Origin of the sequence: Leclercia sp. LSNIH8, assembly GCF_002920195.1 — a bacterium.
Taxonomy (GTDB): Bacteria; Pseudomonadota; Gammaproteobacteria; order Enterobacterales; family Enterobacteriaceae; genus Enterobacter.
In genome coordinates, this window is sequence record NZ_PQJY01000004.1 from 1 (window position 1) to 19,388 (window position 19,388).

Genomic DNA, 19,388 nt, shown 5'->3' on the forward strand with positions numbered 1-19,388 from the left:
TAAAACAGCCAGCGCTGGCGCGATTTAGCCCCGACGTATCCCCACTGTTCGTCCATTTCCGCGCAGACGATGACGTCACTGCCCGGCTGTATGCGCGAGGTTACCAACTGCGGCCTGAGTTTTTTAAATGGCGGAAAATCGTGTTGAGGCCAACGCCCATAATGCGGGCGGTTGCCCGGCATCCAACGCCATTCATGGCCATATCAATGATTTTCTGGTGCGTACCGGGTTGAGAAGCGGTGTAAGTGAACTGCAGTTGCCATGTTTTACGGCAGTGAGAGCAGAGATAGCGCTGATGTCCGGCAGTGCTTTTGCCGTTACGCACCACCCCGTCAGTAGCTGAACAGGAGGGACAGCTGATAGAAACAGAAGCCACTGGAGCACCTCAAAAACACCATCATACACTAAATCAGTAAGTTGGCAGCATCACCCAGGTTCCACGTATCCACCATCCCTGCGGCAACACGCATCCCCTGATAGTCGCGCTCATACATTGCGCGATACAGCTCGCTTTTATTATCTTTGGTACCAACACCATAAACAGAACCGTTAAGGTTTACATGGTGCTCGCGCAGCGACGTAGAGTTATCCAGAGTGATATAACTGCTGCCGTTGTTATCCTCGTCGTACTGGCTGTAATAGCTCCCAACCGTGTAGTTAAGGATGTTAGAAAGCTGATCTGAAGATGATTCGCCCAGTATATTGGTGCGCGGTATTATTGCCGCGTCCATCGCCTCTCTGCTGACCAGCAGTTCAAGATAAAACGAACGGGTATCCAGAATGATAGAGGCGTCATTATTGAGCTGGATTCGATTCCCATCGTTAAATTTGGCGTCCTTCAACTCACTGATAACGGTTTTAAGCTGAGAAGCCAGCTCCGTTCTGTTTGGCAGATCAGAAAGCGTGATCTGATTGATAACAAAAACACCATCGCTAACTGAGATGATTGCATCAGCGATTTTTTGACGACTGGGGGCTACTGCCTTTTCACCATCATATCGTATAAAAACGGGGATTGTCATGCCCTGCTGAAGAGCGTAGGCGAAAGCAGCAGGGATGACTTGATTATTAACCTGAAGAGGTACGGCGGAATTTGCTGGTAAAGCAATAACAGCGGTCAACATGAGCCCGCAGAATACAGATCCCTTATTTAAATCCGACTTATCCATAATAGTCTCTATTTTGCGTGAATTAACTGCTCACCATGCCAGATGCCAATACGGGTCATTTTATTGTTGAGATCGGTATGTTTTATTTTTACGCTGAGCCCGGGCATTAAATTATATCTTTCACGGCAGCCCTTTCCGTCATCCTTCTTTTTATCTTTACAAGGACCATAGGAAATAACACGGAAAGAAACGTTGCCTGTGTTGGTTATCTCGCCACCCTGGCGTTTGTAGTCGAAGTGCTCTTTACGTGGTGCAACAACCAGAATGGTACCAATCACTGCTGAGGTGGTCGCCTGACCGAGCTTGCTTTCTTTGGTGCCGTCAAATTCTGAGATGGGTTCATCAGTCCATGACAGGCGATAATAGCGCTCTTTATCATCGGCTGGTCCGTTATAAATGAAACGGAAGTTTTCTTTGGCATAGCCGGGTAATATTAAACTTGCTGGTGTTGAAAGTAATTCGGACCGGTCTGCCATTGGAATGATTTTGCCATCAGCCATCGGGGAGGATAGTCTTTCAACTTTAACGGTAACGAATCGCGCAGCCTCGGTGTTATTCTCAATCTCTTTTGCCAGGCTATTATTTTTTGAGGTTATTATTGAGGTGACATCCCCAACGTTAATTGCCTGGGCAGGAAACACAATTGCCAGAGATAACGCAGCCGCGCAAAGATAACTTAATTTCATGGGGTATCCTTACATTAAAAGGAGACTAATAGTCTCCTTGTCTCTTTCCATTAGAGGGGTACTGCGGGGGTAATAATTAAGCGGTAGTCCACACTGCGTTGAACTGTACCTTAACGTCGCCGCTCCAGTAGCCGTCGTTCAGATCGGCGAACTCAACTTTGTTGGTGCCGTCGCTGGTTGCAGAGTCGATACCAAAGGTGAAGTTACCCTGAGTAGAAGTACGATCTTTACCTGCGTAAGCAGTGCTTACAGCCAGTGCGTCCAGACCTGCAGAGACGTTATTAGCAGTATCGATCAGTTTTAAAGCTTCGGTTTTGCTCAGAGCCTGGCCATTCCATTTAATACCTACGTCCAGCGTAGAGGTATCAGTAGCGCGGCTCAGGGTGTTGGTCACGATCTGAGAGGTCAGCAGGAAATCGGTAGCACCAGACTGGCCTTTAATAGTGATGTCGAAAGCGCTATTCTGGGTGTTAAACGCCTGAATGCCTTCTGCATACTGGAAAGAGAGAGATTTGAGTGGGGTCACAACCAGTGCGCTGGTAGTATCTTTAGTTGCGCTTGCATCCCAGGTAGCGGTAGCGGAAGCAGTCACATCTGCCATAGCGTTAGAGCAAACAAAAGCGGCAGCGATGCAACCAGCTAACATTAATTTTTTCATCTTTTATTCCTTTAGTGTATTAATCCGTTATGGTGGAGCAGTCTTATTCACCTGGCGTAATAAGTCGTCAGCAATCTTTATATTAAGTGAATATTCGCAGTGGACTGGGAATATTATATTGCCGGGAGTTTCCGTTTAGTGAATTACATTCAAACGTCTCATGTTTCGAATGTGAGGCTAGTTTAATGAGTAGGTATTTGTTTGTACAGGCGATTAATTGAATTCAATTTTAAATTAAAATGACTGCCATACCAGTGTTTATTAAACCATTAGCACAGCGAATGTGTTATAGGTTCGCTTAATAAATTCTATGAATGAATTTATTCAATACATATTTTATTATTATCTATCACAGGAAGGTATATCGTAAGTGTTTAAGTAAAAAGGGTATTGATTACGGACTTTTATTACAGATTTTCTTAACTGTTTATTTTTTCTGGCTTAAAAGGTGTGCTTTAATCGGCTCGAGTTATAATTGTTTTTTGTGATTTAAGTAGATTTACTGCCACTCGCCTGCATTTTTTGTTGATTAGACACTTTTCGCTCTCAAATTCAACCGAAGGTGGTTGAAAAACAGGCAAATCAGGTATGGCGCACCTGCCTGGCATGATGCTCCCGGGTGTGCGACACAAAAAAAAACCAACCGCGAAGGTTGGTTTTTTTGAGGAATTTTTGGTCGGCACGAGAGGATTTGAACCTCCGACCCCTGACACCCCATGACAGTGCGCTACCAGGCTGCGCTACGTGCCGACACGTGAAATTCATACTACCTATTTCCGCATTTATTGCAAGGGTGGTGCAGGCTAACTGATTAATATTAAATCAGTTAGCAATAAACCGTTTCTCATCCGTCAGCACCTGTAGCAGCAGGCTTAACTGCGGCGTCTGGTCGTTGAGTTTCTCACCCTGCGGATTATAGGTTTTGTAATTACCGTTACTGTTCAGCACCAGCGTCAGGGTTGGCGTTGTGACGGCCAGCGTGTTGTTGCTGGCAGCCGTCACCCAGTTATGACGACGCGTTGCGCTGAACAGATCCTGACCCTGGGAATACTCATTAGCTGGCGTGCTGACGTGGAGCAGACGCTGCATCAGGGTGGTCATCACATCTTTATGATCGGTCAGCATGTTAATGCGCTGCGACGGCGTGCCAGGCCAGTGGATCACCAGCGGAACATGCAGGCGAGGACGCGCCCAGTCGACATCGTTGCGCTCGCTGCCCAGCGGTACGCCATGACCGGCGGTGATCACCACCACGGTATTCTCCAGCTTGCCCGATTCCCGCAACGCGTCCAGCACCCGGGCAATCTGGGTATCGACATTGCCTGCGGCCTGCGCATAGCGGCGGTTGAAGGTTTTCTGGTTACTGTCATCCAGCGTCGTGCCGTTCAGGGCAACCCAGGAGAACCAGCGGTTGTCGTCCTGCGCATAACGGTGCAGCCAGCTGATCCACTGCCCGGCGGTCTGTTCGTCGGACTGGCTCTGCGTGGTCGGCAGTGAGAAGTCGGACAGCAGCGCCTGGCGATAGAGCGGACTGCTGAAACCATCTGAAGAGAACAGCCCCAGCTGATAGCCCTGCTGGTTGAGCCCGGTAATGAGCGCGGCAGGGATACGCGATGACAGCACGCCGTCCATATAGCCTGGTGAAATGCCGTAGAACAGGCCAAAGATCCCGGCATCGGTCGAGTTACCGGAGCTCATATGCTGGGTAAAGCTGATGTTCTTCTCGGCGAACTCCGCCAGCGCCGGCATCTGTTTCTCAAAGCGCGAGTAGTTCAGGCCGTCGACGGTGATCAGCAGAACGTTCTGTCCCTGGCCCATGTCACGGTAGCGCAGATCGCTCAGCGGATACTGCACCGATACCGCTTCAGGATCCCCTTGTTCAATCAGGCGGCGCTGATACTCCTGCGCATCCAGCAGACCGTGTTTCTCCAGGAAGCGACGGGCGGTCATCGGATAGGAGAGCGGCAGGTTCGCGCGCTGCATGGTGATGGGGCGGTAGAAGTTGGCGTCTGCCCAGATATACATAAAGTGCGAGCCAATAAAGGCCACAAAAAAGAGGGCGGCCACCGGTTTGGCGTAGCGACGGCGCCGCGTCAGGCTGCGCAGTTTTTGCCAGCTCCAGGTGGCAAACAGCATCTCAATCAGCAGGATAATCGGCACACTGATGAACATCAGCTGCCAGTCGCGCGCCGTTTCGTTCTGGTCGGGATTGATCACCAGTTCCCAGACGACGGGATTAAGATGCAGGTGAAAACGGGTAAAGACTTCGCTGTCGATAAGCAGCAGCGTCATGCCTGCGGTGGCGAGGATAGCGGAGATAAACCGCATCAGTCGCTGCGACATGACGATGAACGTCAGCGGGAAGAGGATCAGTAAATAGGTGGAGAACACCAGAAAGCTGAAATGGCCAATGACGCTTATCCAGGAATAAACCCGTCCGGCAAGCGTCGTCGGCCAGTCGGCGACAAACAGATAACGACTGCCAAGCACCATCGCCAGCAGAATGTTAAACAGGGCAAACCAGTGCCCCCAGCTAACCATCTGGGAGACTTTTTCACGGTAGCGCTGACGATTCGTCACCATAAACTGTCGTTCGTTTCCCTTAGTGCGCCTGGTCGTCGTTAACCGAAGACTGTAAGGCCTGAGCGAAAGATTTCGCGATCGCCTGGCGCTGGGCCGGCGCAACGCTGGTATTGATAAGGTTAGTCACCATATTTCCCAGAACCATCAGGGAAAGGTCGGTCGGTGCCTTATGTTTTTCCAGTACGTTGAGCAGCTCACTGAGCATTTGTTCAACGTGTTCATCACTGTAGCGGGAGAGTTGTGGCATAAATCTAAATCTGTTTGTGGAGGAAAGGGCAACATATTACCGTAGCAACAGCTTTTTTTCCCCTTTTTTATCTTCGGTTGCATACATGACTGGGGGGTGGTTGAATACGGCCCGGTCTAAAAGGAGAGTTTAACATGAGTCTGGATATCAACCAGATTGCCCTGCACCAGCTTATCAAGCGTGATGAGCAAACCCTTGAGCTGGTGCTGCGCGAATCGTTACTGGAACCGACGCCTACCGTTGTTGACATGATGGCGGAGCTGCATCGGGTATACAGTGCCAAAAACAAAGCCTACGGCCTGTTCAGCGAAGAGAGCGAACTGGCGCAGGCGCTGCGTCAGCAGCGTCAGGGTGAAGACGATTTTCTCGCGTTCAGCCGGGCCGCCACCGGCCGCCTGCGCGATGAGCTGGCAAAATACCCTTTTGCCGATGGTGGCATCGTCCTGTTCTGCCACTACCGTTACCTGGCGGTCGAGTACCTGCTGGTGGCGGTACTGAACAACTTAAGCAGCATGCGCGTCAACGAGCAGCTGGATATCAGCTCGACCCACTATCTGGACATTAACCACGCGGATATTGTGGCGCGTATCGATTTGACCGAATGGGAAACCAATCCTGAATCCACCCGCTATCTGACCTTCCTGAAAGGCCGGGTAGGGCGTAAGGTGGCCGACTTCTTTATGGATTTCCTCGGCGCCAGCGAAGGGCTGAATGCCAAAGCGCAGAATAAAGGCCTGCTGCAGGCGGTAGATGACTTCACCGCAGAAGCCGAGCTGGACAAAGCGGAACGCCAGAACGTGCGCCAGCAGGTTTATGCCTACTGCAACGAACAGCTGCAGGCGGGCGAAGAGATTGAACTGGAGTCGCTCTCCAAAGAGCTGGCGGGCGTCAGCGAAGTGAGCTTCCAGGACTTTACGGCAGAGAAAGGCTACGAGCTGGAAGAGAGCTTCCCGGCGGATCGCAATACCCTGCGTCAGCTCACCAAATTTGCCGGTAGCGGCGGCGGATTAACCATCAACTTTGATGCCATGTTGCTCGGCGAGCGCATTTTCTGGGATCCGGCGACCGATACGCTGACCATTAAAGGCACTCCGCCAAATCTGCGGGATCAGCTGCAGCGTCGCACCTCTGGCGGCAAATAACGGCCATAAAAAAACCCCGCAATGCGGGGTTTTTTTTCGACAAGTTTGCGATTACGCGCGAACGAAGTCGATGTGAGTCAGTTTTGGCTTGAAAGCGTGACGCTGTACTGCCTGAGCTTTAACTTTCTCTTCTTTACCGTCAACAACGATGGTCAGAACTTCGCTGTAGAACTCAGCTTTGTCCTGCAGGTTCCACAGTTTGTCGTGGTCCAGTTCGATTGCGACAGGAGCAGCTTCGCCGCCATAGATGATGGCCGGGAATTTGTTAGCTGCGCGCAGGCGGCGGCTCGCACCCTTACCCTGCTCTTTACGTACTTCTGCATTGATAGTGAACATTGATTTCTCTCTGTATAAAAAATCCTGCTACAGGCGACCCAGCAACAGGTGAGTGTTCTGCCTCACGGATGTGAAGCGGGCGGCATTTTATACTCAAATGGCTTTCACATCAATGAAAAGTCCCGCTATCCCCGCAATTCATTGGCACGGCGGAAGCGGCCCTCATAATCAAACACTTTTTCTCGCACCTGCCAGTACTGCCCTTTTTTTCGCGCCACTACAAAATCCGGGTGACGCAGTAGCGGCTGTTGATGAACGATATCCGCCGCGGTGATCCAGCGCAGCGGTACGCCGGGCGTACGGGTATGCGGGCGGATAAACAGTTGTTCAAAGGCGGTGCGCTGGGCAGGCGTGTGCAGACGGAAGCGCTCACTTACATCGGCGCCATCTTCATCGTAATAGGTGATTTTCAGCCATTCGCCTTTATCATCGGCACCGTGTGCCAGCGCCATTCCACTGCAGCGCAGCACCAGGGCGTCCTTCAGCTTCAGGGCCGCTTTCAGCATATCGTCGGGATCGACCAGCACCGCATCGCACGTGCGGCAGCGGCGGGCGGCGATATCGTTTTCGGCGTTGCACTGGGGGCAGTTTTTAAAGCGGAAGCGATAGTCACACTGTTCGCGATGGCCCTCGTCATCTTCAAACCAGCCCTGGCAGCGACGGCCAAAGTGTTCAATTAGCGTGCCGTCGGCGGTGGTTTTACCCCAGAAGGTATTGGCAAAGCCGCAGGCGGGACAAAACACCTGTACCGGCACGTTGTCACTTTTGCCTTTTGGCGCACCCACTTCCGGGGCATACAGGTCATGCGGGTTCCCGGCATAATCCAGGATCAGGCAGTCGGTTTTACCGGGGGCCAGTCGCAGGCCGCGGCCCACGATCTGCTGGTAAAGGCTGACGGATTCGGTCGGGCGCAGAATGGCGATCAGATCGACGTGCGGGGCATCAAAACCGGTAGTAAGCACTGACACATTAACCAGATAGCGGAACTGCTGCGCCTTAAAATCCTCAATCAGCCGGTCGCGCTCGCTGCCCGGCGTTTCGCCGGTGATAAGCCTGGCCTCGCTGGCAGGCAGCAGGCCGGTGATCTCCCGGGCGTGCTCCACGGTGGCGGCAAAAATCATCACCCCTTTGCGCGTGGCGGCAAACTCCATGATCTGGCTGATGATATGCGGAGTGATACGATCCTGCTTTTTCAGCTCGCGGTTGAGATCCGCCTCGCTGAACAGGCCGTTGCTCTGCACCTGTAACCGGCTGAAATCATACTGCACCACCGGCATATCCAGCCGCTCCGGTGGGGTCAGGTAGCCATGTTTGATCATGTAGCGCAGCGGCAGCTCGTAAATGCAGTCGCGGAACAGCGCATTTTCATTGCCGCGCACCATGCCATGGTAATGGAAGCGATAAATCCAGCCCTTACCGAGGCGGAACGGCGTGGCAGTGAGCCCCAGCAGGCGGATCTGCGGATTCACGTTCTTCAGGTGAGTTAAAATCTGCTGATACTGGCTATCATCATCATCGCTGATGCGGTGGCACTCATCCACAATCAACAGGGAGAACTCGCTCTGGAATTTGTCCAGGTTGCGCGCCACCGACTGCACGCTGCCAAAGACCACTTTGCCGTGGCTCTCTTTACGCTGTAGGCCGGCGGCAAAAATATCAGCCTCCAGACCCAGCGCCAGATATTTGGCATGGTTTTGCGCCACCAGCTCTTTGACGTGCGCCAGCACCAACACGCGGCCCCGGGCCAGGCGCGCCAGCTCGGCGATCACCAGGCTTTTGCCTGCGCCGGTGGGCAGGACAATGGCCGCCGGTTCTTTATGCTGACGAAAGTGGGCGAGGGTAGCGTCCACGGCTTCTTGCTGGTAAGGGCGAAGTGTAAAGGTCATGGGGTCTCGGTTTGGTTATCTCGCTCATATTATGCCACGAAACTTTTTCCCTTGAGTGGCGCACAGAGCCCGTTATACTTGGCTGTTCCTGACTGCTTCTTTTCCGGACGCATTGTCCGGCTCCTGGCACCTTTAAGGCTTAAAATATTTCATGCGACTTGATAAGTTTATCGCTCAGCAACTCGGCGTAAGCCGCGCTATTGCCGGGCGTCTGATCCGCGCCAACCACGTTACCGTGGAGGGTGATATTGTGCGAGACAGCGCGTTCAAACTCCAGCCTGACCATCAGGTTGAGTACGAAGGCAATTCGCTGACGCAGCAGAATGGCCCGCGCTACTTCATGCTCAATAAACCGCAAGGCTATGTCTGCTCTACCGACGATCCCGACCATCCCACCGTGCTCTATTTTCTCGATGAGCCGGTCGCCCACAAACTGCATGCCGCCGGGCGTCTGGATATCGATACCACCGGCCTGGTGCTGATGACCGACGACGGCCAGTGGTCACACCGGATCACCTCGCCGCGCCACCATTGTGAAAAGACCTATCTGGTGACGCTGGAAAATCCGGTGAGCGACAGTACAGCAGAGCAGTTCGCCCACGGCGTTCAGCTGCATAATGAAAAAGATCTGACCAAACCTGCCGTGCTGGAAGTTATTACCCCAACCGAGGTGCGTCTGACCATCAGCGAAGGGCGCTATCATCAGGTGAAGCGCATGTTCGCTGCCGTGGGAAATCACGTTGTCGGTCTGCATCGCGAACGGATCGGAGCTATCGCTCTCGACCCCGACCTTGAGCCAGGCGAATACCGCCCGTTAACGGAAGAAGAAATTGCCAGCGTTGGCCTCTCTTCACGCTAATTTCAGGAGTTAATTGTGACCACCAGGCCACACTCGTCGTTCAGCATTGTTTTTATTCTTGGCCTGCTGGCCATGCTGATGCCGCTGTCTATCGACATGTATCTGCCTGCACTGCCGGTGATCGCCGAGCAGTTTGGCGTGCCGGCAGGCAGCGTACAAATGACCCTCAGCAGCTATATTCTCGGTTTTGCCCTCGGTCAGCTGCTTTACGGGCCAATGGCCGACAGCCTGGGGCGCAAACCGGTGGTGCTGGGCGGCACGCTGGTGTTCGCTGGCGCGGCGATGGCCTGCGCGATGGCGCAGTCCGTCGATCACCTTATTGTGATGCGTTTCTTCCACGGCCTGGCGGCTGCGGCGGCAAGCGTGGTCATCAATGCCCTGATGCGCGATATCTACCCGAAGGAGGAGTTCTCCCGCATGATGTCATTCGTCATGCTGGTGACCACCGTCGCGCCGCTGGTGGCGCCAATGGTCGGGGGGGCGGTGCTGGTCTGGTTTAGCTGGCACGCCATTTTCTGGATCCTGGCGCTGGCGGCCCTGCTGGCCTCGGCAATGATCTTCTTCTTTATTAAAGAGACCCTGCCTGCACAACACCGGCAGAAGTTTCATATTCGCACCACGCTTGGCAACTTTGCCTCGCTGTTTCGCCATAAGCGCGTGCTGAGCTACATGCTGGCCAGCGGTTTCAGCTTTGCCGGCATGTTCTCATTCCTCAGCGCCGGGCCGTTTGTCTACATTGAACTTAACCATGTCTCACCGCAGCAATTTGGCTATTATTTCGCGCTGAACGTGGTATTCATCTTCGTGTTGACGATGATCAACAGCCGCTTCGTGCGCCGGGTAGGGGCACTGAATATGTTCCGCATCGGGCTGTGGATCCAGTTCGTGATGGCGGTGTGGATGGTGGTGACCGCTTACTTTGATGTCGGATTCTGGGCGCTGGTGATCGGTATTGCGGCGTTTGTTGGCTGTATATCGATGGTCTCGTCCAACGCAATGGCGGTCATCCTCGACGAATTCCCACATATGGCTGGTACCGCCTCTTCACTGGCGGGGACCTTCCGCTTTGGTATTGGCGCCATTGTCGGCGCGCTGCTTTCACTGGCTACGTTTAACAGCGCCTGGCCGATGCTCTGGTCAATTGCGCTGTGCGCCACTGGCTCAATTCTTTTCTGCCTTTACGCGAGTCGGCCAAGAAAATCGGTGAACTGATGCACAAAAAAGGGCTCTGTCGGAGCCCTTTTTTGATACAGGTCAACCAGGATGCGGTTCACTCACCTCATGTTTGTTTCTTTTATGTAAAATCTATTTGTGTAAATAGTCACAGCTTTGTAGTTAAAAAGGTTGTGTTAGATCACAGAAACGGGTACATATAGCGCCGCTACAACCCTGAAACACCGCCAGAAAGCCCTGAAAAACAAGACGTCTGAACCCATAAATCCTGGATGTAAGCGTTTTCTTACTAAAAACAGAGCAGGCGGTTAATGTTGTGTTACTATAAATGTAAATAGATTGTGAAGTAAATTTGCTTCCGGGGAATAAACGTGAATACATTACAGCTCTCAATTGTGCATCGCTTGCCGCAGAGCTATCGCTGGTCGGCGGGTTTTGCAGGCTCGAAAGTTGAACCGATTCCGCAAAGCGGAACAACCCCTGATAATTGTCTGGTGGCGCTCAAACTGCTGAGCCCGGAAGAGGGCAACGCATGGCCGCTGATGGAAAAGCTGAGCCAGGCGCTGACGGACATTGAGCTTTACAGCTCGGTACTGGAGTGCGAAGGCGAGCCGTGTCTGTTCGTGAAAAGCCAGGATGAGTTTGCGGCAACCTGTCGCCTGAAAAACGTCGGCGTGGCTATCGCCGAGCCTTTCTCTGGCCAGAATCCTTTCTGAGCGTCAGCGTAACGCTAACAGCTGACGCGTATACTCCTGCGTCGGCGCGGCAAAGACGCGCTGACAATCTCCCTGCTCGACCACCTCTCCCTGACGTAACACAATCACCTGGTGACATAACGCACGTACCACCTGCAAATCGTGGCTGATGAAAATATAGGCCAGACGGTGTTTTCGCTGTAAATCTTTCAACAGCGCCAGGATCTGTGCCTGAACGGTTTTATCGAGGGATGAGGTCGGCTCATCCAGAATTATCAGCTCCGGGCGCAAAATCAGCGCGCGGGCAATGGCGATCCGCTGCCGCTGGCCGCCGGAAAAGGCGGCGGGGTAACGATGTCGGGTCTGCGGGTCGAGCCCCACTTCGCCCATTACCCGAATCACCTCCTCTTCACGCGCCTGCAGGCTAAGATTGGGCTGGTGTACCCGCAGCCCCTCCTCAATGATCTGCTGAACGTTGAGGCGCGGGTTAAGAGAAGAGTTAGGATCCTGAAAAACCACCTGCATCCGGTGGCGGACGGGCAACATCTGGCGGCGATCCCATTCATGCAGGGGCTTGTCGTCAAACAGGATCTCCCCCTTTGAGGCGATCAGGCGTAACAGCGCCAGCCCGGTGGTGCTCTTGCCGGAGCCGGACTCACCCACCAGCCCCAGGGTCTCACCCGGGCGCAGGGTAAAGCTGACGTTGTTCAGCACCTGCTTGTTATCCACCACCCGGCGCAGGATGCCTTTACGTAGCGGAAACGCCACCGAGAGATCCTTCACCCGCAGCAGCGGCTGAACATCTTGCGGCAGTGGGATGGGATCCCCTGCGGGCTCGCTGTTGAGCAGGCGTTGGGTGTAGGAGTGCTGCGGTGCGGCAAGCAGCGGCGCGGCGCGGTTCTGCTCCACGCAGCGACCGTTCTGCATCACCGCCACCTGGTCGGCCAGCTTTCTCACAATGCTGAGATTGTGGGTAATAAACAGCAGGCTCATGTTCAGCTCGTCGCGCAGCTCGCGTAACAGCTGCAGGATCTGCGCCTGCACCGTAACATCCAGCGCGGTGGTGGGCTCATCGGCGATGAGCAGCTCCGGACGGGTCAGCAGCGCCATGGCAATCATCACTCGCTGGCGCTCACCGCCCGAAAGCTGATGCGGGTAATCGGCAAGCCGTTTTGCAGCGTTGCGGATCCCGGTGCGTTCGAGGCAATCCAGCATCTCTCCCCGGGCGGCCTCTTTACGCATCCCGCGGTGCAGGGAGAGCACCTCGTAAAGCTGTTTTTCAAGGGTGTGCAGCGGATTCAGCGACACCATCGGCTCCTGGAAGATCATGGCGATCTTATTCCCGCGCACCCCGCGCAGCGTGCGCTCGTCAGCATGCAGCAGGGACTGGCCGTGAAACAGGATATCGCCCTGGGGATAGACCACCGGCGGGGCGGGGAGCAGACGCAGGATCGACAGGGCAGTGACGCTCTTCCCGGAACCCGACTCGCCAACCAGCGCCAGCGTCTCGCCGGCGTCAATTTTCAGGGAGATATCATTCACCACGGTGCGTAGCTCGTCCTGCTGGCGAAAAGCAACGGAGAGCGCGTCGATGTGAAGTAAAGGCTGCGTCATCTTAAACCGCCTTATTCGGGTCGAAGGCATCGCGTACCGCTTCGCCAATAAAAATCAGCAAGGAGAGCAGTACAGCAACGGAGAGGAAAGCGGTGATCCCAAGCCATGGCGCCTGCAGGTTATTTTTGCCCTGCAACAGCAACTCCCCCAAGGAAGGCGAGCCCAGCGGCAGGCCGAAGCCGAGAAAATCGAGCGAGGTGAGGGTAGTAATAGAACTGCACAGAATAAACGGCAGGAAGGTGAGGGTGGCGACCATCGCATTAGGTAACATGTGGCGGAAAATGATCCCGCGATCGCTCACCCCCAGCGCCTGGGCGGCTCGAATGTAGTCGAAGCTGCGGGTGCGCAGGAACTCCGCCCGCACCACGCCTACCAGGGCCATCCAGCCAAACAGCACCGTGATAGCCAGCAGCCACCAGAAGTTAGGCTGCACCACGCTTGATAGCAGAATAATTAAAAACAGCGTCGGCATGCCGGACCAGACTTCGATAAACCGCTGTCCCCAGAGATCAATCCTGCCGCCGTAATAGCCCTGGAGCGCCCCGGCCAGCACCCCCATGACGCTGGAAAACAGGGTCAGCAGCAGGCCAAACAGTATGGAGATGCGGGTACCGTACAGAATACGCGCCAGCACATCGCCGCCGTTGGCATCGGTACCCAGCCAGTTTTGTACCGAGGGTGGCGACGGGAACGGGGTGGTAGTGGCAAAGTTAATGCTGTTGGCGCCAAAGCGGACCGGTGTCCAGAGCACCCAGCCGTGCTCCTTTAATTGCGCCTGTAGCCACGGATCCTGATAATCCGCCGCGGTAGCAAAGGGGCCGCCAAAGTCGCTCTCGCTGTAATCCTTGAAAACCGGCACGTACCAGCGATCGTTAAAGTGCACCAGCAGCGGTTTGTCGTTGGCGATGATCTCCGAACAGAGGCTCAGCGCAAAAAAGAGGGCGAAGATCCACAGCGACCAGTAGCCGCGGCGGTTGTGACGAAAGCGAGCCCAGCGGGCCTGGTTGACGGGGCTTAAGCGCAGCATCAGCGACCCTCAAAATCAATACGCGGATCAACCAGCGTATAGCAGATATCACTCAGGATATTCAGCAGCAGGCCAATCAGGGTGAAAATATAGAGCGTGCCAAACATCACCGGGTAATCCCGCGAGACGGTGGCCTCATAGCCCAGCAGACCCAGGCCGTTAAGGGAGAACATCACCTCAATTAACAGGGAGCCGGTAAAGAACATGCTGATAAAGGTGGCCGGGAAACCGGCGATGACCAGCAGCATGGCATTGCGAAAAATATGTTTCCACAGGATGCGTCGCTCGCTCACCCCCTTCGCGCGGGCGGTGACCACATACTGCTTGCGGATCTCATCGAGAAAGGCGTTTTTGGTCAGCATGGTCAGGGCCGCAAAGCCGCCAATCACCGTCGCCAGCACCGGCAGGGTAATGTGCCACAGGTAGTCGGTTATCTTTTTATACCACGGCAGGCTGCTGAAATCGGTCGAGACCAGCCCGCGCAGCGGGAAGAGATCGAAGTAGCTCCCCCCGGCGAAAAAGACAATCAGCAGGACGGCAAACAGGAACGCCGGGATGGCATAGCCAATAATAATGAAGGTGCTGCTCCAGATATCGAACCGGCTGCCGTTATCCATCGCCTTACGAATACCTAACGGAATGGAGACCAGATAGATGATCAGCGTCCCCCATAGCCCCAGAGTAATGGAGACCGGCAGGCTCTCTTTAATCAGATGCAGCACCGAGGCGCTGCGAAACAGGCTGTCGCCAAAATCGAAGCGCAGATAGTCGCCCAGCATTTTGAAGTAACGCTCATGGATCGGTTTGTCGAAGCCGTACCGCTGGGTGATCTCGGCGATCACCTCCGGATCGAGCCCGCGCCCGCCGCGATAGTGGCTCTCATTGATATTGCCGACCCCGGTGCGGGCGTGGCTGGCACGCATGCCCGCATCGCCTCCGCCAGGAATCGTCCCGCTGTTACCGAACTCGATGGCGGCAATCGCCTGATCCACCGGGCCGCCCGGAGCAATCTGCACGATAAAAAAGTTGATGGTAATGATCGCCCACAGGGTGGGGATCACCAGCAGTAAACGACGAAGTAAATATGCGCCCATTGCGATCCCTTAACGCCGTTCGGCGGGTAATTTCGCCGCTTTGTTAACGTCATACCACCAGGTATCAAACCCGAGAGAATAAACTGGGCGCTGGGCGGGAAGGGCGAACTTATCCCAGCGGGCGACCCTGTCTTCCCCCATAAACCACATTGGCAGCATGTAATAGTTCCAGGTCAGTACCCGATCCAGCGCCCGGCCAAGCGGTACCAGTCTGGCTTTATCCCCCTGCGCGGCGACGATTTGCGCAATCAGGTTGTCCACCGCCGGATTTTTCACCCCCGGTGAATTGTAGGTGGAATCAATGTACTGAGAGGCCCAGGAGATTTGCAGATCGCTGCTCGGCCACGGCATGGCCCGCCACAGGCGAGGCATCATATCGTAATCGCGGTTGCGCATCCGGTTGGTGAGCTGTGAATTATCCACCTGACGGATATTCAGGGTAATGCCCAGCCGCGCCAGGTTGTGCTGGAACGGCAGTACCCACTGATTGTTGCCGCCGGAGGCCAACAGCAGTTCAAAACTGAGCGGTTTGCCGGTTTGCTTATTGACCCGCTGCTTATTTCGGATGACCCAACCCGCCTCGTCCAGCAGCTGGCTGGCTTTCAGGAGATTGTTACGATCAAAGCCGTCGCCTTTCGAGACGGGGGGCTGAAAGCGAGTCGTGAACACTTCCGGGGGAACTGCATCTTTTAATGGGTCGAGGAGCGTCAGCTCCGCGGCATCCGGGTAGCCCTGGGCGGCATACTCGGTATTCTGGAAATAGCTGTTGGCACGGCTGTAGGCACCATAAAAGAGCGCCTTGTTCATCCACTCAAAATCGAAGGCGAGGGTAATGGCCTGGCGCACGCGGCGATCGGTAAATACCGGGCGCTGAATATTAAATGCCAGCCAGCGCGTGTCCTGCGCGGAATCATTTTTCAGCGTCTCTTTCACGATAAAGCCGCGATCAAAGTTTTTTCCGCTGTAGCGTGTGGCCCAGTTTTTGGCGCTGCTCTCGACCCGCATATCAAAGGCACCCGCTTTAAAGGCTTCGAAGGCCACGTTGTCATCCAGATAGTAGTCGTAGCGCAGGGTGTCGAAATTCCAGCGGCCCCGGTTTACCGGCAGGTTTGCCGCCCAGTAATCTTTTACCCGGGAATAAATCACATATTGGCCCATCCGCCAGCTGGTGATGCGATACGGCCCGCCAGCCAGCGGTGGGGTGGAGAGCGGGTCGCTGAGCTTATGATCTTTCCAGAACTTTTCCGGCATTACCGGCAGGGTGAGCAGGCTCAGCATGTCCTCTTTATTAGGACTGGCAAGGGTAATGCGCACCGTCAGCGGCGCGATGGCGGTCACCGTCGCCCCTTTGTAGACCAGCCGGAACTGAGGAACGCCCTCGGTCATAAATTTATGGAAGGTGAAGGCGACATCGCTGGCTTTGACCGGCGTACCGTCGTGAAACCGCGCCAGCGGGTTGATGGTCAATTCCATCCACGAGAAATCATCGGCATAGCGGGCGGTCTCAGCCACCAGCGGATAATAGCTGCCGGGCTCGTCGTCTGACGTGGTAAAGAGGGTATCGTAGAGGGCGTCGGTTCTTTCTGCCGCCACGCCGCGCAGGGCATAGCGGTTGAAATTATCGAAGGTGCCATTTGCCGCCAGGGTCACAGCGCCCCCTTTTGGCGCGGTGGGATTGACGTAATCGTAGTGATCGAAATTGATGGCATATTTTGGCTCGCCAATAACCGCGAAGGCGTCGCTCTCTTTAATGGTTTGCGCCTGACTGAACCCGCTTATCAACGCCACCATCAGCACCACAATGCGCACTATCATTACGCTACGTTTTCCTTATCTGTTCTGCCCGGGCAAGATACCAGAATAATAAGTGACGTAGCGGTGGTTGGGCAATTATTCGCTATCAAGGTGAATATCAGGTTGCCAGTTCAGGAACTGTTCCAGGGGCAGGGGCCGGCTTATCCAGTAGCCCTGTAGCAGATTGACGTCGTGATCGCGCAGCCACTTCGCCTGCTCGGGGGTTTCAACACCTTCGGCGACGGTCACCATATTCAGCCGCCGGGCCAGGGTCAGCACCGCATCCAGTACCGGGGAGGTGACAGTTTCCATCCCGATAGCATTCACGAAACCCCGGTCGATTTTGAGGTAGTCCATGGTAAAACGCTCAAGGTAGATCAGGGCGCTGTGTCCGGTACCAAAATCATCCACCGCGATTTCAAAACCCTCCAGATGCAGCCACTCAAATAGCTTTGTCGCTTCCCGTTGATTGAGCATGTCGCGCTCGGTAATTTCGAGCACAATCTTGAAATGATCCGGCGGCAGCGAGGCGGCAAACTTGCGCATGTCATCTTTAAAGCTGTCGGCGTGCAGATGGCCTGGCGAAATATTAATGCCCAGCTTGGAGCCTGGCGGCAGCCGTTTCGCTAATGCCGGTGCATCGCGCAGGATCAGGTCGAAAAGGTGCAACGTCAGCGGCACAATCAGTTGCTGGGCCTCTGCGAAGTTAATAAAGGCATCCGGCGGGATCGCCCCCGCGCCGGGATGCTGCCAGCGCATCAGCACCTCCACGCCCCGCATCTGCAAATCGCTGGCACCCACCACCGGCTGGTAGACCACATGAAACTGATTCTGCTTAATGCCGGTGAGGATCTCTTTCCGCGGGTTGGCGCGCATCATTAGCCAGTAGAAGCAGAGCACCCCGACGCTGGAGCCGCACAACAGACCAAACAGCAGCGCGAAGACCAGATCTTCCATCGTCCAGCTTTCGGCGTAGAGATTAACGGTGAGCGGCAGTCCTTCGATTTTGCTTGAGCGCGCAGGGCGCTCTTTCAGCTCCGAAACGTGGGTGATGCGGTTTGAATAGGTGGAAAAAACCGTATTGCCAATGATCAGGGAAATACCGGCAAACTCATCCTGTCGAGCGGTATAAAGCAAATAAGGGGTCAGGTTGAGGTTAATAGAGGTAAATATCCCGCCATCTTTCATCAGTAGATTACGATGCCACAACACAATGGCCGGTTTTTTCGGCATCATTGGCGTGCCCGGCAGCAGGACCATATCTACCGCTTTAGTTGCGTCAATTTCCGGCACCAGTTCGCTGAGTGCGACATGCATCGGCCCGGTTGCTGATGAGCAAAAGGCCATTTTATCTTTCACCAGCAGAAAGGCGCGGACGTTCAGGCTGAATGACGCGCGGGAGGTGAGTTCAGAGCGTACATCCTGGCACTCGCTGAGCGTCAGCGGCTGTAATTCATCAACAGAAACGCGCAGCTCTTTAAAATAACTTTCCATGTAGTCATGGAGGTCTTTAATCAGGTTATCGTATTTTACTTCGCGTTTATGGTAACTGAAAAAAAAACTGCATACCGCCGCAGAGCAGGGCGACGATAAGAGCTGAAAGTACGCTGAGCATCAGCACCTTTCGGCGGGAAGATAAATGGCGGGTAAACATAAATGTTATGGGATCCTGATTTGCCGCCCGCATTATCATGACGGCTAAACTCACGCAACAACAAAACTATAGCCTGGAACGAGCCGTCCAGACTTATCGCGTCCTGCGATAAAAAAAAAGCACTGCCATAGCAGTGCTTTTTTCCATGCTGTCAGTCAAGGGAAACGGACAGCACAGGCGGTTAACTGCGAGTCAGTACACGACGCGCTTCATTGTAGCGCTTCTTCCAGTATGGCTCGTTCATACTGGAGATCGTCACACCACTGCTGGTGGACGCGTGGACAAACTGGTCGTTACCAATATAGATGCCGACATGACGGCCGGTTGAACCCGCACGGAACAGAACTAAATCGCCGGTACGTAAGCTATTACGTGAAATCGATTTGCCCATTTCCTGTTGTTCATAAGTTGAACGCGGAAGTTCTAAACCAAACTGTTCGCGGAAGGTACGCTGTACGAAACCGGAACAATCAATGCCTTTACGTGTTTCGCCGCCCAGGCGATAGCGCACGCCCTTCCAGCTGGCATACTGGTCCATTAATCGGGATTTGATATCCAGATTGCTGACCATCTTTTCAAATTCATCCTGAGAAGCTTGCAGTGAAGAGGCGTCTTCTGACCCCACAACACGCGTCTCAGGATGCATATTCTTTGCGGTGTTCGATGCGCTACAAGCTGAAAGCAGAACCGCGACTGCAATCGCCGGGATTACCCGTGAGAAGTATCTCAAGATCGGTTGAGATTTGACCATGTTGTTTATTTTCCCTTGAA

16 protein-coding genes, 1 tRNA gene and 2 pseudogenes are annotated in these 19,388 nt (G+C 54.3%); 4 read left to right on the top strand and 15 right to left on the bottom strand.

The window, feature by feature from the left end; genetic code table 11:
• From C3406_RS12020 to C3406_RS12050, 7 genes and pseudogenes are all read right to left on the bottom strand, one after another.
• Positions 1-376: pseudogene (locus C3406_RS12020) on the bottom strand (IS1 family transposase); the annotation flags it as partial.
• Positions 377-404: 28 nt separating this feature from the next.
• Complete coding sequence (locus C3406_RS26020; RefSeq protein WP_146052372.1) at positions 405-1,169, bottom strand: hypothetical protein; 765 nt, start codon at positions 1,167-1,169, stop codon at positions 405-407.
• Between the two features lie 8 nt (positions 1,170-1,177).
• Complete coding sequence (locus C3406_RS12030) at positions 1,178-1,855, bottom strand: EcpB family pilus assembly chaperone (RefSeq protein ID WP_103824987.1); 678 nt, start codon at positions 1,853-1,855, stop codon at positions 1,178-1,180.
• Positions 1,856-1,931: 76 nt separating this feature from the next.
• Entirely contained in the window at positions 1,932-2,513 is a 582-nt protein-coding gene (gene ecpA / locus C3406_RS12035) for a common pilus major fimbrillin subunit EcpA (protein WP_103824988.1), read from the bottom strand.
• 673 nt (positions 2,514-3,186) lie between these two features.
• A tRNA-Pro gene (locus tag C3406_RS12040) sits at positions 3,187-3,263 on the bottom strand.
• A 72-nt stretch (positions 3,264-3,335) separates the two neighbouring features.
• Positions 3,336-5,096, bottom strand: coding sequence for an LPS biosynthesis-modulating metalloenzyme YejM (gene yejM, locus C3406_RS12045; protein ID WP_103824989.1), 1,761 nt, complete (start codon positions 5,094-5,096; stop codon positions 3,336-3,338).
• 19 nt (positions 5,097-5,115) lie between these two features.
• Positions 5,116-5,343: a YejL family protein gene (locus C3406_RS12050; protein WP_032612681.1), complete on the bottom strand. Its 228-nt coding sequence runs from the start codon at positions 5,341-5,343 to the stop codon at positions 5,116-5,118.
• A gap of 134 nt (positions 5,344-5,477) precedes the next feature.
• Between C3406_RS12050 and yejK the strand changes: the two genes are divergently transcribed.
• On the top strand, positions 5,478-6,485 hold the full coding sequence (gene yejK / locus C3406_RS12055) for a nucleoid-associated protein YejK (protein ID WP_103824990.1): 1,008 nt from the start codon (positions 5,478-5,480) through the stop codon (positions 6,483-6,485).
• A gap of 51 nt (positions 6,486-6,536) precedes the next feature.
• Here the strand turns inward: yejK and rplY are convergent, their stop codons facing one another.
• Both rplY and radD read right to left on the bottom strand, forming a co-directional pair.
• Positions 6,537-6,821 (bottom strand): 50S ribosomal protein L25, encoded by a 285-nt coding sequence (gene rplY, locus C3406_RS12060; RefSeq protein ID WP_103824991.1) that lies wholly within the window; start codon positions 6,819-6,821, stop codon positions 6,537-6,539.
• Between the two features lie 125 nt (positions 6,822-6,946).
• Positions 6,947-8,707 carry a DNA repair helicase RadD gene (radD, locus tag C3406_RS12065; protein WP_103824992.1) on the bottom strand — a complete coding sequence of 587 codons (1,761 nt, stop codon included), beginning with the start codon at positions 8,705-8,707 and terminating at the stop codon, positions 6,947-6,949.
• Between the two features lie 151 nt (positions 8,708-8,858).
• Between radD and rsuA the strand changes: the two genes are divergently transcribed.
• From rsuA to C3406_RS12085, 3 genes are all read left to right on the top strand, one after another.
• On the top strand, positions 8,859-9,566 hold the full coding sequence (gene rsuA / locus C3406_RS12070) for a 16S rRNA pseudouridine(516) synthase RsuA (protein ID WP_103824993.1): 708 nt from the start codon (positions 8,859-8,861) through the stop codon (positions 9,564-9,566).
• Between the two features lie 15 nt (positions 9,567-9,581).
• Positions 9,582-10,778: a Bcr/CflA family multidrug efflux MFS transporter gene (locus C3406_RS12075; protein WP_103824994.1), complete on the top strand. Its 1,197-nt coding sequence runs from the start codon at positions 9,582-9,584 to the stop codon at positions 10,776-10,778.
• Between the two features lie 332 nt (positions 10,779-11,110).
• A complete protein-coding gene (locus C3406_RS12085; RefSeq protein ID WP_103180374.1) occupies positions 11,111-11,455 on the top strand; it encodes a YejG family protein in 345 nt (114 codons plus the stop codon).
• Positions 11,456-11,458: 3 nt separating this feature from the next.
• Here C3406_RS12085 and yejF read toward each other — a convergent pair whose 3' ends face one another.
• From yejF to mepS, 6 genes and pseudogenes are all read right to left on the bottom strand, one after another.
• Complete coding sequence (gene yejF / locus C3406_RS12090) at positions 11,459-13,048, bottom strand: microcin C ABC transporter ATP-binding protein YejF (RefSeq protein WP_103824995.1); 1,590 nt, start codon at positions 13,046-13,048, stop codon at positions 11,459-11,461.
• A 1-nt stretch (position 13,049) separates the two neighbouring features.
• On the bottom strand, positions 13,050-14,075 hold the full coding sequence (locus tag C3406_RS12095) for an ABC transporter permease (RefSeq protein WP_103824996.1): 1,026 nt from the start codon (positions 14,073-14,075) through the stop codon (positions 13,050-13,052).
• The gene (locus C3406_RS12100) at positions 14,075-15,169 is read right to left on the bottom strand and encodes a microcin C ABC transporter permease YejB (RefSeq protein WP_103824997.1); all 1,095 of its coding nucleotides are present in this window, start codon (positions 15,167-15,169) and stop codon (positions 14,075-14,077) included. The genes C3406_RS12095 and C3406_RS12100 overlap by 1 nt, the downstream gene beginning before the upstream one ends.
• A gap of 9 nt (positions 15,170-15,178) precedes the next feature.
• Entirely contained in the window at positions 15,179-16,984 is a 1,806-nt protein-coding gene (locus tag C3406_RS12105; protein WP_103824998.1) for an extracellular solute-binding protein, read from the bottom strand.
• Positions 16,985-17,059: 75 nt separating this feature from the next.
• Positions 17,060-18,617: pseudogene (locus C3406_RS12110) on the bottom strand (cyclic di-GMP phosphodiesterase).
• 181 nt (positions 18,618-18,798) lie between these two features.
• Complete coding sequence (mepS, locus tag C3406_RS12115; RefSeq protein ID WP_103180364.1) at positions 18,799-19,368, bottom strand: bifunctional murein DD-endopeptidase/murein LD-carboxypeptidase; 570 nt, start codon at positions 19,366-19,368, stop codon at positions 18,799-18,801.
• Positions 19,369-19,388: the final 20 nt, after the last annotated feature.

Bases quoted from the DNA above. Each gene is read 5' to 3' on its own strand.
- C3406_RS26020 (WP_146052372.1), bottom strand. From the start codon at position 1,169: ATGGATAAGTCGGATTTAAATAAGGGATCTGTATTCTGCGGGCTCATG.
- C3406_RS12030 (WP_103824987.1), bottom strand. From the start codon at position 1,855: ATGAAATTAAGTTATCTTTGCGCGGCTGCGTTATCTCTGGCAATTGTG.
- ecpA (WP_103824988.1), bottom strand. From the start codon at position 2,513: ATGAAAAAATTAATGTTAGCTGGTTGCATCGCTGCCGCTTTTGTTTGC.
- yejM (WP_103824989.1), bottom strand. From the start codon at position 5,096: ATGGTGACGAATCGTCAGCGCTACCGTGAAAAAGTCTCCCAGATGGTT.
- C3406_RS12050 (WP_032612681.1), bottom strand. From the start codon at position 5,343: ATGCCACAACTCTCCCGCTACAGTGATGAACACGTTGAACAAATGCTC.
- yejK (WP_103824990.1), top strand. From the start codon at position 5,478: ATGAGTCTGGATATCAACCAGATTGCCCTGCACCAGCTTATCAAGCGT.
- rplY (WP_103824991.1), bottom strand. From the start codon at position 6,821: ATGTTCACTATCAATGCAGAAGTACGTAAAGAGCAGGGTAAGGGTGCG.
- radD (WP_103824992.1), bottom strand. From the start codon at position 8,707: ATGACCTTTACACTTCGCCCTTACCAGCAAGAAGCCGTGGACGCTACC.
- rsuA (WP_103824993.1), top strand. From the start codon at position 8,859: ATGCGACTTGATAAGTTTATCGCTCAGCAACTCGGCGTAAGCCGCGCT.
- yejF (WP_103824995.1), bottom strand. From the start codon at position 13,048: ATGACGCAGCCTTTACTTCACATCGACGCGCTCTCCGTTGCTTTTCGC.
- C3406_RS12095 (WP_103824996.1), bottom strand. From the start codon at position 14,075: ATGCTGCGCTTAAGCCCCGTCAACCAGGCCCGCTGGGCTCGCTTTCGT.
- C3406_RS12100 (WP_103824997.1), bottom strand. From the start codon at position 15,169: ATGGGCGCATATTTACTTCGTCGTTTACTGCTGGTGATCCCCACCCTG.
- C3406_RS12105 (WP_103824998.1), bottom strand. From the start codon at position 16,984: ATGATAGTGCGCATTGTGGTGCTGATGGTGGCGTTGATAAGCGGGTTC.
- mepS (WP_103180364.1), bottom strand. From the start codon at position 19,368: ATGGTCAAATCTCAACCGATCTTGAGATACTTCTCACGGGTAATCCCG.